Genomic DNA, 12,288 nt, shown 5'->3' on the forward strand with positions numbered 1-12,288 from the left:
TTACTTCACCGCTTTTCCTTTGATTAATTTCCGGACCCATAACCGGTTCGGGTTCAGTGCCGCAAGTGTTTCGCCATCCAGTGGGATCGGCTCATCGCTCATTTGCGAAGCGAGGATCTCTGCCGCCAGTGGTGCGCTGCATAACCCCCGAGAGCCGAGTGCGCCCAGCATAAACAGCCCCGGATAAACCGGTGCGCTGATGGCATTTTCTGGCGCGTCGGCAAGGTGGGCGTAGGCGGCAAGCGTCGCCTCATAGTCTGCGACATTGCCCACCATCGGCAGATGATCGCGCGTGGCGCAGCGTACGCCACAACGGGCTTCACCTGCGCTGACATCCACCTCTTGTGCCCATGAAACCTGCGGGAAACAGTCCAATAAGCGCTGGCGGTTTTGCTGTTGATCCTGCTCGCTATACGCCGCCTGTTCCTGCCCCCGATGATAACTCGCGCCGATGCAGTGATAATGGTTATGCGGGTTTTGTGGTGTCAGATAACCGTCGTAGCAAAGTACCTGCCGTAACTGGCCGAGTGCGGGGGTTGTCGGAATATGGCTCACCTGGCCGCCAACGGGGTAGACCGGCAATTTCTCGGTTTGCGGGAACCGATGGATGCGATGCCCGTTTGCCAGTACAACCGCCGCATGTTGGCGGATCTTACCGCCGGGGAAATGCAACATCCAGCCGTTGTCGCTGTGGTTGAGTTTTTGCAGATCGTGCAAATAGTGGACCTGCAACCCCTGCTCGCAGGCCAGTGCGATAGCCGCTGACGTTAACTGCGCCGGACAGAGCCAGCCGCCAGCCGGGTACGTGATGCCGCCGCACCGTGTTTCGACGCCGGTGATGGCCTGTACCGCTTTAGCATCCACCGCCTGTGCCAGTGCTGGGGGCAAATCCAGCGTCAGCATCTGGTCTATTTTACGCTGGCTTTTCTCATCCCATCCCAGTTGCGTCACGCCGCACCACTGGTGATCAAAGGTTAACGGCAGGGCGTCGTACAGCCTGCGGGCAAAGGTAAATGCCGCAGGAAAGAAGTGTGCCAGTGCCGGATCGTGCGCGCTCAGTAACGGATAAAGCGCCCCCTGGCGATTACCGGATGCCCCTTCTGCCGGGTCCTCATCAGCACAATAGAGCGTCACCTGCCAGCCACGTCGTAACAACGCCAGCGCTAACAATGCACTGGCCACGCCACCGCCAATCAATGCCACCTCGCGCGTAACTGTTCCACTACGGGCAAACCACGGTGCGCGTAGCGCGGGTGCCTCCATTTGTTCCCGTGTTCCGGTCAGCATTTCACGCTTACGGCCAAAGCCCTTGCGCTTATGCATGACAAAACCCGCCTCCTGTAAACCACGACGAACAAATCCCGCAGAGGTAAAGGTTGCCAGCGTGCCGCCAGGCCTGGCGAGGCGGGCCATTGCCTGAAAAAGCTCCGGTGTCCACATCTCCGGGTTTTTGGCGGGGGCAAAGCCATCCAGAAACCAGGCATCTACGCGCTGGTTCAATGAATCATCCAGTTCGTGGGTCAGCGTATTGATATCGCCAAACCACAAGTCAAGCGTAACGCGGCCTTCATCCAGTATCAGACGGTGACACCCGGCAAAAGGTAACGGCCATTGTGCCTGTAATTGAGCCGCCCAAGGCGCCAGCTCCGGCCAGTGGGCATGGGCTTTACGCAGATCGTCTGCAGTCAGCGGAAATTTTTCAAAACTGATGAAATGTAATCTTTCCAGGGTAGCGTCGGGATGGACAGCGCGAAACTCCGCGAACGCCTGCCATAAGGTCAGGAAGTTGAGCCCGGTGCCAAACCCGCTTTCCGCAACGATGAATAGCGAGCGGGAATGCTCCGCAAAACGCGTTTCAAGCTGGTTGCCACCGAGAAAAACATAACGCGTCTCTTCAAGCCCGTTATCATTAGAGAAGTAGACGTCGTCAAAATCTCGGGAAACAGGTGTACCCTCAGCGTTGAATTCGAGGTTGGCGGATTGTATAGCGGTTTGTTTCACGTAAGTTACTCGTCCATCAGGCAGTGGCACGATCTTAACGGTCGTCAAGGAAAGGCGCAAATTTCATCGGAAATTGGCTGATCGGACTTGTTCGGCGTACAAGTGTACGCTATCTTGCGACTCGAAACTTAAATAGTGCGACTTTAGGGGTATTGAATGAAACGTGCAGTGATTACTGGCCTGGGCATCGTTTCCAGCATTGGTAGCAACCAGCAGGAAGTCCTGGCATCTCTGCGTGAAGGACGCTCAGGGATCACATTCTCTCAGGAATTCAAAGATTCCGGCATGCGCAGCCACGTTTGGGGTAACGTTAAACTGGACACCACGGGTTTGATTGACCGTAAAGTGGTGCGTTTCATGAACGATGCCTCTATCTATTCCTATCTTTCCATGCAGCAGGCGATTGAAGATGCCGGCCTGAAAGATGAGGTCTATCAGAATAACCCGCGCGTGGGCCTGATTGCCGGTTCTGGCGGTTCTTCCAAATCACAGGTTTTCGGCGCTGACGCAATGCGCAGCCCGCGCGGCCTGAAAGCGGTAGGCCCGTATGTCGTGACCAAAGCCATGGCCTCTGCGGTATCCGCGTGCCTGGCCACGCCATTCAAAATCCACGGCGTGAACTACTCCATTAGCTCTGCCTGTGCGACTTCTGCGCACTGCATCGGTAATGCCGTAGAGCAGATCCAACTGGGCAAACAGGACATCGTATTTGCTGGCGGCGGCGAAGAGCTGTGCTGGGAAATGGCCTGTGAATTTGACGCGATGGGCGCGCTCTCCACCAAATACAACGAAACGCCGGAAAAAGCGTCCCGTACTTACGATGCGCACCGCGACGGTTTTGTTATCGCAGGCGGCGGCGGTATGGTTGTTGTTGAAGAGCTGGAACATGCTCTGGCACGTGGTGCACATATTTATGCTGAAATCGTTGGCTACGGCGCAACTTCCGATGGCGCAGACATGGTCGCACCGTCAGGTGAAGGCGCAGTCCGTTGCATGAAGATGGCCATGCACGGTGTGGATACGCCGATCGACTACCTCAACTCTCACGGAACGTCCACCCCGGTCGGTGACGTGAAAGAACTGGGCGCGATTCGTGAAGTATTCGGCAATAACAGCCCGGCTATTTCTGCGACCAAAGCCATGACCGGCCACTCGCTGGGCGCTGCTGGTGTACAGGAAGCGATCTACTCTCTGCTGATGCTGGAACACGGCTTTATTGCCCCGAGCATCAACGTCGAAGAGCTGGATGAGCAGGCGGCTGGCCTGAATATCGTTACCAAACCGACTGACGCCAAACTGACGACTGTAATGTCCAACAGCTTTGGTTTTGGCGGTACCAACGCCACGCTCGTTATGCGTAAACTGAAGTAACGGTAAATAAATCGAAAAGGGAGCCGCAGGCTCCCTTTTTTTATCCGTTGACAAGCCGTTGCCGCGACAGGCAAACTCCCTGCGCAACATTATCATCACGATAATGCGTAAGCGTTTAACGTTATCCAACGCACCTTAATCCTGGCACTCAGGTAGAGGGGGCGTGGCACTTCAAATTCCCGCCTTACTCTGCGTTATGGAGTAATGCATGTCTGTAGAAACACAATCCATGAGTTCTTCATCAGCGAATGTCTCGCTGTTTCGCATCGCTTTTGCGGTGTTTCTGACCTATATGACCGTCGGGCTGCCGTTACCGGTCATCCCGCTGTTTGTGCACAACGAACTCGGCTATGGCAACACCATGGTCGGTATTGCTGTCGGCATTCAGTTTCTGGCAACGGTGCTGACGCGGGGTTACGCCGGACGACTGGCCGATCAGTTTGGCGCTAAGCGCTCGGCGTTACAGGGAATGTTTGCCTGCGCGCTGGCTGGTGTGGCCTGGCTGCTGGCGGCGCTGTTGCCAGTAGAGCCGATGGCCAAATTCGCTTTACTGGTCGTCGGGCGCTTGATCCTCGGCTTTGGCGAAAGCCAGTTACTGACCGGCACGCTGACCTGGGGGATGGGGCTGGTTGGTCCTGCACGCTCCGGCAAAGTGATGTCATGGAACGGAATGGCGATTTACGGCGCGCTGGCCGCAGGAGCGCCGCTGGGGCTGCTGATCCATAGCCATTATGGTTTCGCTGCGCTGGCGGTTACCACGATTCTGCTGCCGTTTGTCGCCTGGGCCTTCAATGGCAGCGTGCGCAAGGTTCCGGCGCATTCCGGCAGCCGACCGTCGTTATGGAGTGTAGTGGGGCTTATCTGGCAGCCCGGACTGGGCCTGGCGTTACAGGGTGTGGGTTTTGCAGTGATTGGCACCTTTGTTTCACTTTATTTCGCCAGCAACGGCTGGCCGATGGCCGGCTTTACCCTCACGGCTTTTGGCGGCGCATTCGTGCTGATGCGTATCTTGTTTGGCTGGATGCCGGATCGCTTTGGTGGCGTGCGCGTGGCAATAGCCTCGCTGGTAATTGAAACCGTCGGGCTGGTGCTGCTGTGGCAGGCGCACGGTGCGTGGCTGGCATTGCTTGGCGCGGCATTAACCGGCAGCGGTTGCTCGTTAATTTTCCCTGCGCTGGGTGTGGAAGTGGTGAAACGCGTGCCGCCGCAAGTACGTGGTACGGCGCTTGGCGGTTATGCCGCGTTTCAGGACATCTCGTATGCTTTTACCGGCCCGCTAACGGGGTTGCTGGCGACCTCGCTCGGCTATCCTTCCGTATTTCTGGCCGGGGCGCTCGCGGCCGTAACCGGGATAGTGGTAACCGTTATCGCCGTTCGGCCTCGTAAATAATGTCTGAAAATCGCAATCAATAACTTTCTTTGCAACCGGTTTCACACAACAGAACAGCGGTGATGTCATGTCACCGCTGGCTTGTTTATTCTTTCGTCACCATTTGCGAAAGGAGAGAGATATGTCTGGGTTTAAAGCGGATTTTTTATGGGGTGGGGCGGTCGCGGCGCACCAACTGGAAGGCGGCTGGCAGGAAGGCGGCAAAGGGGTAAGCGTTGCCGATGTGATGACAGCCGGTGCGCACGGCGTGCCGCGTGAGATTACCGATGGCGTCTTGCCCGGTAAGAATTACCCTAACCATGAAGCCATCGATTTTTACCATCGCTACAAAGACGATATCAGGCTGTTCGCCGAGATGGGTTTTAAATGTTTCCGTACTTCCATTGCCTGGACGCGCATATTTCCCAAAGGGGATGAGCTGGAGCCAAACGAAGCTGGGCTGCAATTTTATGATGATCTGTTCGACGAGTGTCTGAAGTACAATATTGAACCGGTGATCACGCTTTCCCATTTCGAAATGCCTTATCACCTCGTCACCGAATATGGCGGCTGGCGCAACCGTAAACTGATCGACTTCTTTGTGCGTTTCGCTAATGCCGTTTTCACCCGCTATCGCGGTAAAGTGAAATACTGGATGACGTTTAACGAAATTAATAACCAGGCCAACTACCATGAAGATTTTGCGCCGTTTACCAACTCAGGGGTGAAATATAAACCCGGCGAAGATCGTGAAGTGATCATGTACCAGGCGGCGCATTATGAACTGGTGGCCAGCGCGCTGGCGGTCGAGGCCGGGCATAAAATCAACCCGGAATTTAAAATCGGTTGCATGATCGCCATGTGCCCAATTTACCCGTTAACCTGCGATCCGAACGACATGATGATGTCAGTGGTGGCGATGCACCGGCGCTACTGGTTTACCGATGTTCACGTTCGTGGTTATTACCCTCAGCACTTACTCAATTATTTCGCCCGCCGGGAATTTAAACTCGACATCACCGAAGAGGACTTGCAGATCCTGACGCGCGGTCACGTCGACTACATCGGCTTTAGCTACTATATGTCCTTCGTTACCAAAGCGATGGAAGATAATCCGCAACTGGATTATGACGAAACGAAAAGCCTGGTGAAAAACCCGTATGTCAAAGCATCGGACTGGGGTTGGCAAATTGACCCGGTTGGTCTGCGCTATTCGTTAAATTATTTCTACGATCTTTACCAACTCCCGCTGTTTATTGTCGAGAACGGTTTTGGCGCTATTGATCAGCCGGAAAGCGATGGCATCGTCAACGATCAATACCGTATTGAATATATGCGCAACCATATCCGCGAAATGAAAAAAGCAGTAGTGGAAGATGGCGTCGATTTAATGGGGTATACCCCGTGGGGTTGTATTGACCTGGTCTCCGCAGGCACGGGTGAAATGAAAAAACGCTACGGGCTTATCTATGTCGATAAAGACAACGAAGGCAAGGGCACGCTGGAACGCAGCCGCAAAAAATCATTCTGGTGGTATCAGGACGTGATTAAACATAACGGCGAGAATATCTGACTTGCACGGCAAGCCGTATCGGCCTTAGCGGCTTGCCGTGTATCAATGCATAAAGCGTCTGTGCCCGATACGCGTTAGCGCCATCGGGCATTTTTTTAGCTAACCAGCCAGAACAGCAGTACCACCACTAACAGGGCGATAAAGAACAGGCCCGGACGGGTAGAGATCGTTTTCATTGTCTCCATAATGGGCGCAACGAACGGGCTGTAAATCGGCTGGATATTGCGGATTTCCAGCGCAGCCGGCGAGCGCTCAGTACGGCGTAAAAAGACATGATTGAGAATATCCTGCACCTGCGCAGTGGTTAGCACCGTTTGCGGCGTCGCCTGCCAGGTCTGCTGGGCATATTCGGTGATACTGCGCATTTCGCTATTATCCATCGGCTGTTTTAACACCGTCTGGATCGTATGCAACGTGGGTGCGGGGTGCGTGCTCAACGTCTGCCGGGCCTGCAGCCAGGTCATCAGTGGGGCGAAGTGTTTTGCCGGGATCAGTTCCCCTGCCTTCACCCCCGAGAGTTCCAGCATTGATTGCCAGATAAGCTTCCCGGATTCTCCCGTGGCTGCCGCCAGTTTGGTTACTGCCTGGTTAAGCGAGTTATGCTCTGCGGGCAATAGCGGGCGCTCGGTGGCCGGGCGCTGTTGCGGCTGCGGAATGGTGATCTGATTATTCTGCAGCATGGTCAGCACTGTTTTTAACTGCTGAGGCGTCAACTGGCTGAGCGCCGTCTGGCCAAATTGCTGGCGGATAAAATCGCTCACCGCCTGGCGGTTATTCCCCTGACTGAGCAGCTCTGTCAGTTGGGTCAGGACCTGGCGTGTGGTGTGGTTCTGCGTTGCGGTTTCAACACGCTGATTAAGGTTCTGCTCTGCCGCTGGAAAGTGGCGGGACAGCAAGGGGGCATCATTCTTCAGCCCTAAATCGTGCTTCACACCGGCCCACACCTCTGCGCTTTGCTGTTGCGTCAGGGCGATCAGGCGAATAATCAGTCGTTCCAGAACCGTGCGCTGCACGCTGGATAAAGGCTGTTCGCCGGGAACATTACCTGTCTGGAGCGGCTCTTGCCCGGGAGGGCGCGCGGGGGCACCCTGAATGGGTTGCATCATGAAAATCCTCTTACTCTCGCGTGGCGGTAGTCGGCATTGCGGGTATGCCTGGCCGCCAGATTATGGCACACTTGCGCGCTCAACTCCCGTTCTCAAACAGGTACTCAAGTGAAAATCCTTGTCGATGAAAATATGCCTTACGCCCGCGATCTTTTTAGTCGCCTGGGTGAAGTGAAGGCGGTTCCTGGTCGCCCGATCCCGGTAGCGGAACTGGCCGATGCCGACGCATTAATGGTGCGGTCGGTAACGAAAGTGGATGCGGCATTATTGCAGGGAACGGGGATCAAATTTGTCGGCACGGCAACGGCAGGCACCGATCATGTCGATGAAGCCGCTCTTCAGCAGGCGGGCATCGCCTTTTCTGCCGCGCCTGGCTGTAATGCCATTGCGGTGGTGGAGTATGTATTTTCCTCACTGCTGATGCTGGCAGAACGCGATGGTTTTGCGCTTCGCGATCGCACGGTGGGCATCGTCGGGGTGGGTAACGTTGGCGGGCGCTTGCAGGCGCGACTGGAGGCGCTGGGTATCCGCACGCTGCTGTGCGATCCGCCGCGTGCCGATCGCGGCGACGCGGGTGACTTCCACAGCCTGGATACGCTGGTGCGCGAAGCGGATGTGCTGACTTTCCATACGCCGCTGTTCAAAGATGGCCCGTATAAAACGCTGCACCTGGTAGATGATGCGCTGCTCTCTCGTCTGCAGGCTGGCACTATTCTGATTAATGCTTGTCGCGGGCCGGTAGTGGATAACGCCGCGCTGTTGCAACGATTACAGGCGGGGCAGGCACTGAACGTGGTGCTTGATGTCTGGGAGCCCGAACCGGATCTCAATGTTGAGCTACTGAACCGGGTGGACATTGGCACTGCCCATATCGCCGGGTATACCCTCGAAGGTAAAGCACGCGGCACCACGCAGGTGTTTGAAGCTTATAGCGAATTTATTGGTCAACGTCAGCAAGTCGCGCTCGACACGCTACTGCCGGCACCGGAGTTTGGGCGCATTACGCTGCATGGCCCTCTCGATCAGTCAACGCTAAAAAGGCTGGTTCATTTGGTGTATGATGTGCGCCGCGACGATGCATTGCTGCGAAAAGTAGCGGGCACACCGGGTGAGTTCGATAAATTGCGTAAAAATTATCTTGAGCGCCGCGAGTGGTCGTCCTTGTATGTACAGTGTGATGACGCCAGCGCCGCCGCGTTGTTAAACCAGCTGGGTTTCAACGCCGTTTATACCCCGGTTCGTTAATATCTTCTTAATGCTCCTTGCCGGATGCTCCGGCAAGGACGCTTTTTTCTGGAGTAATTCACCATGTCTGAAGGCTGGAATATTGCCGTTCTTGGCGCAACGGGCGCTGTCGGAGAAGCCTTGCTCGAAACGCTGGCGGAGCGCCAGTTCCCGGTAGGCGAACTCTACGCACTGGCGCGCAGTGAAAGCGCAGGCGAGAACCTGCGTTTCGCCGGTAAAACCGTGCGTGTGGAAGATGCGGCTGAGTTTGACTGGACGCAGGCGCAGCTGGCGTTTTTTGTCGCTGGGGCGCAGGCTTCTGCCACCTATATTGAAGAAGCGACCAACGCGGGTTGTCTAGTGATCGACACCAGCGGTCTGTTCGCGCTGGAGCCGGATGTGCCGCTGGTCATGCCGGATGTTAACCCCTTTGTGCTGGCTGATTACCGTAACCGCAATATCGTTGCCGTGCCGGACAGCCTGACCAGCCAGTTGCTGGCGGCGCTGAAGCCGCTGATTGACGAAGGCGGATTATCGCGCATTGGCGTCACCGCCATGCTGTCTGTTTCCCGTAACGGGAAACAAGCTGTGGATGCGCTCGCCGGGCAGAGTGCGAAATTGCTGAATGGTATTCCGATTGATGAAGATGACTATTTTGGCCGCCAGCTGGCATTCAATATGTTGCCGTTGCTGGCAGACAGCCAGGGCAGTGTGCGTGAAGAACGTACCCTCATCGATCAGACGCGCAAAATTTTGCAGGATGACGGCCTGATGATCTCTGCCAGCTGCGTACAGTCTCCGGTGTTTTATGGTCATGCGCAGTTGGTCAGCTTTGAAGCTCTGCGTCCACTGGCGGCTGAAGAAGCACGGGACGCGTTCGGCCGTTTTGAAGATATCGCGCTGTCAGAGGAGAATGCGTTCCCGACGCAGGTCGGCGATGCATCCGGCCAGGCCCATCTCTCTGTAGGGTGTGTACGTAATGATTACGGTATGCCTGAGCAGATCCAGTTTTGGTCCGTTGCCGATAACGTTCGTTTTGGCGGGGCGCTGATGGCGGTAAAAATCGCCGAAAAACTGGTGCAGGAGTATCTGTACTGATGCAGGACGAGCTAAAAGCGCCGGTGTACAAAATCGCTCTTGGCATTGAGTACGACGGTAGCAAATATTATGGCTGGCAGCGTCAGCAGGAAGTTCGCAGCGTGCAGGAGAAGCTGGAAAAAGCGCTCTCGCAGGTAGCGGATGAACCAATCACCGTATTTTGCGCCGGGCGTACCGACGCGGGCGTGCATGCGACCGGGCAGGTGGTGCACTTTGAAACCACAGCCCGGCGTAAAGATGCCGCCTGGACACTGGGTGTAAATGCGAATTTGCCTGGTGACATTGCGGTGCGTTGGGTCAAAGATGTGCCCGATGATTTTCATGCCCGTTTTAGCGCAACGGCCCGCCGTTACCGCTACGTCATTTATAATCATCGACTGCGCCCGGCGGTGTTAGGCCAGGGCGTGACACACTATTATCATCCGCTGGATGCGGAGCGGATGCACCGTGCCGCACAGTGTCTTATCGGTGAGAATGACTTTACCTCGTTTCGCGCGGTGCAGTGTCAGTCGCGTACACCGTGGCGCAATCTGATGCATATCAACGTCAGTCGCCATGGCGCATATGTGGTGGTCGATATCAAAGCCAATGCCTTTGTACATCATATGGTCAGGAATATTGTTGGCAGCCTGATGGAAGTAGGCGCCCACAACCAGCCGGAGAGCTGGATAGCAGAGCTGCTGGCGGTAAAGGACAGAACGCTGGCGGCAGCAACGGCGAAAGCGGAAGGGCTCTATCTGGTGTCGGTGGATTATCCATCGCATTTTGCCCTTCCCGTCATGCCAATGGGCCCGCTGTTCCTGGCGGACTAGTCGCAAATGAAAAAGGCATAAGCACACATGGACTTAATACGCTTTCTGATTGATTTCATCCTGCACATTGACGTTCACCTGGCAGAACTGGTCGCTCAATACGGCATGTGGGTGTACGGCATTCTGTTTTTGATCTTGTTTTGCGAAACCGGGCTGGTGGTAACGCCATTCCTGCCGGGAGACTCGCTGCTGTTTGTTGCCGGGGCGCTGGCGTCTTTGGAAACCAACGACCTGAACGTACATACCATGGTGTTGTTGATGTTAATTGCCGCTATTCTCGGCGATGCGGTGAATTACACCATTGGGCGCTTGTTTGGCGAGCGATTATTCAGCAATCCTAATTCAAAAATTTTCCGGCGTAGCTATCTTGATAAAACGCATCAGTTTTATGAGAAACACGGCGGAAAAACAATTATTCTGGCGCGCTTTGTACCGATTGTGCGTACATTTGCCCCTTTTGTCGCGGGCATGGGGCATATGTCATATCGCCATTTCGCCATGTTCAACGTGGTGGGAGCGCTGCTGTGGGTATTACTGTTTACCTACGCCGGGTATTTCTTCGGCACTATTCCGGCGATTCAGCAGAATCTTAAGCTACTGATTGTGGGAATCATCGTGATGTCTATACTTCCCGGTGTGTATGAGATAATACGCCACCGTCGCGCCGCGTCGCGGCAGGCAAAATAAGAAGTCAACGGCGGTTCGACCACTTTTTTATCCCAAGTTGCGAACCGTTATGTTTTAATGTGCACCATTTATGGGCTACCAGGTTCATGTATAAAGGTTATCAATGAGCTGGATTGAAAGAATTAAGAGCAACATTACCCCCACCCGTAAGGCAAGCATTCCTGAAGGCGTGTGGACAAAATGCGATAGCTGCGGCCAGGTGCTGTACCGCGCCGAGCTGGAGCGTAACCTTGAGGTCTGCCCGAAATGTGACCACCACATGCGTATGACAGCGCGTAATCGCCTGCATAGCCTGCTGGATGAAGGTTCACTGGTGGAACTGGGTAGCGAGCTTGAGCCAAAAGATGTGCTGAAGTTCCGCGACTCTAAAAAATACAAAGACCGCCTGGCGTCTGCCCAGAAAGAAACGGGCGAAAAAGATGCGCTGGTGGTAATGAAAGGCACGCTGCACGGCATGCCGGTCGTGGCTGCAGCATTCGAGTTCTCCTTTATGGGCGGCTCAATGGGTTCTGTGGTTGGCGCGCGTTTCGTGCGTGCGGTTGAGCAGGCGCTGGAAGATAACTGCCCGCTGATCTGCTTCTCCGCTTCCGGCGGTGCGCGTATGCAAGAAGCGCTGATGTCGCTGATGCAGATGGCGAAGACCTCTGCGGCGCTGGCAAAAATGCAGGAGCGCGGTCTGCCTTATATTTCTGTTCTGACCGACCCGACTATGGGCGGTGTTTCCGCCAGCTTCGCAATGCTGGGCGACCTGAACATTGCTGAGCCGAAAGCGCTGATTGGCTTTGCCGGCCCGCGTGTTATTGAACAAACCGTGCGTGAAAAACTGCCGCCGGGCTTCCAGCGCAGTGAGTTCCTGATCGAAAAAGGCGCGATCGATATGATCATTCGTCGCCCGGAACTGCGTCTGAAACTGGCGCGCATTCTGGCGAAGCTGATGAATCTGCCTGCGCCAGACCCGGAAGACGTACAAACCGGAACGGTGATCCCATCACCGGCCGCTCAGGAAGGCGAAGCCTGATAATACCGAAGGGCAGGGCCACCAGGCAC

Annotated in this window: 10 protein-coding genes; 8 read left to right on the forward strand and 2 right to left on the reverse strand. The window is 55.3% G+C overall.

What is annotated here, in order from left to right:
• The gene (mnmC, locus tag ACUY4S_RS07300) at nt 1–2,001 is read right to left on the reverse strand and encodes a bifunctional tRNA (5-methylaminomethyl-2-thiouridine)(34)-methyltransferase MnmC2/FAD-dependent 5-carboxymethylaminomethyl-2-thiouridine(34) oxidoreductase MnmC1 (RefSeq protein WP_458022927.1); all 2,001 of its coding nucleotides are present in this window, start codon (nt 1,999–2,001) and stop codon (nt 1–3) included.
• 156 nt (nt 2,002–2,157) lie between these two features.
• On the opposite strand from mnmC, the gene fabB reads away from it, so the two are divergent.
• The 3 genes from fabB (at nt 2,158) to ACUY4S_RS07315 (ending at nt 6,314) form a co-directional block, all read left to right on the forward strand.
• Entirely contained in the window at nt 2,158–3,372 is a 1,215-nt protein-coding gene (fabB, locus tag ACUY4S_RS07305; protein ID WP_312692390.1) for a beta-ketoacyl-ACP synthase I, read from the forward strand.
• A gap of 208 nt (nt 3,373–3,580) precedes the next feature.
• A complete protein-coding gene (locus tag ACUY4S_RS07310; protein WP_458022926.1) occupies nt 3,581–4,762 on the forward strand; it encodes an MFS transporter in 1,182 nt (393 codons plus the stop codon).
• Between the two features lie 121 nt (nt 4,763–4,883).
• Nucleotides 4,884–6,314 (forward strand): 6-phospho-beta-glucosidase, encoded by a 1,431-nt coding sequence (locus tag ACUY4S_RS07315; RefSeq protein ID WP_458022925.1) that lies wholly within the window; start codon nt 4,884–4,886, stop codon nt 6,312–6,314.
• A 95-nt stretch (nt 6,315–6,409) separates the two neighbouring features.
• Here ACUY4S_RS07315 and flk read toward each other — a convergent pair whose 3' ends face one another.
• On the reverse strand, nt 6,410–7,417 hold the full coding sequence (gene flk / locus ACUY4S_RS07320) for a flagella biosynthesis regulator Flk (protein WP_312692419.1): 1,008 nt from the start codon (nt 7,415–7,417) through the stop codon (nt 6,410–6,412).
• A 111-nt stretch (nt 7,418–7,528) separates the two neighbouring features.
• Between flk and pdxB the strand changes: the two genes are divergently transcribed.
• The 5 genes from pdxB (at nt 7,529) to accD (ending at nt 12,259) form a co-directional block, all read left to right on the forward strand.
• Entirely contained in the window at nt 7,529–8,665 is a 1,137-nt protein-coding gene (pdxB, locus tag ACUY4S_RS07325; protein WP_312692396.1) for a 4-phosphoerythronate dehydrogenase PdxB, read from the forward strand.
• Nucleotides 8,666–8,728: 63 nt separating this feature from the next.
• Nucleotides 8,729–9,742, forward strand: a complete 1,014-nt coding sequence (locus ACUY4S_RS07330) for an aspartate-semialdehyde dehydrogenase (protein ID WP_312692398.1) — start codon at nt 8,729–8,731, stop codon at nt 9,740–9,742.
• Nucleotides 9,742–10,554: a tRNA pseudouridine(38-40) synthase TruA gene (gene truA, locus ACUY4S_RS07335; protein WP_312692400.1), complete on the forward strand. Its 813-nt coding sequence runs from the start codon at nt 9,742–9,744 to the stop codon at nt 10,552–10,554. The genes ACUY4S_RS07330 and truA overlap by 1 nt, the downstream gene beginning before the upstream one ends.
• A 27-nt stretch (nt 10,555–10,581) precedes the next feature.
• A complete protein-coding gene (locus ACUY4S_RS07340; RefSeq protein ID WP_458022924.1) occupies nt 10,582–11,241 on the forward strand; it encodes a DedA family protein in 660 nt (219 codons plus the stop codon).
• Nucleotides 11,242–11,344: 103 nt separating this feature from the next.
• Entirely contained in the window at nt 11,345–12,259 is a 915-nt protein-coding gene (accD, locus tag ACUY4S_RS07345; RefSeq protein WP_458022923.1) for an acetyl-CoA carboxylase, carboxyltransferase subunit beta, read from the forward strand.
• Nucleotides 12,260–12,288: the final 29 nt, after the last annotated feature.

It is taken from the genome of Kosakonia beeri, from assembly GCF_054165705.1.

Coding starts and splice junctions, on each gene's coding strand:
- fabB (WP_312692390.1), top strand. CDS start 2,158: ATGAAACGTGCAGTGATTACTGGCCTGGGCATCGTTTCCAGCATTGGT.
- ACUY4S_RS07310 (WP_458022926.1), top strand. CDS start 3,581: ATGTCTGTAGAAACACAATCCATGAGTTCTTCATCAGCGAATGTCTCG.
- ACUY4S_RS07315 (WP_458022925.1), top strand. CDS start 4,884: ATGTCTGGGTTTAAAGCGGATTTTTTATGGGGTGGGGCGGTCGCGGCG.
- flk (WP_312692419.1), bottom strand. CDS start 7,417: ATGCAACCCATTCAGGGTGCCCCCGCGCGCCCTCCCGGGCAAGAGCCG.
- ACUY4S_RS07330 (WP_312692398.1), top strand. CDS start 8,729: ATGTCTGAAGGCTGGAATATTGCCGTTCTTGGCGCAACGGGCGCTGTC.
- truA (WP_312692400.1), top strand. CDS start 9,742: ATGCAGGACGAGCTAAAAGCGCCGGTGTACAAAATCGCTCTTGGCATT.
- ACUY4S_RS07340 (WP_458022924.1), top strand. CDS start 10,582: ATGGACTTAATACGCTTTCTGATTGATTTCATCCTGCACATTGACGTT.
- accD (WP_458022923.1), top strand. CDS start 11,345: ATGAGCTGGATTGAAAGAATTAAGAGCAACATTACCCCCACCCGTAAG.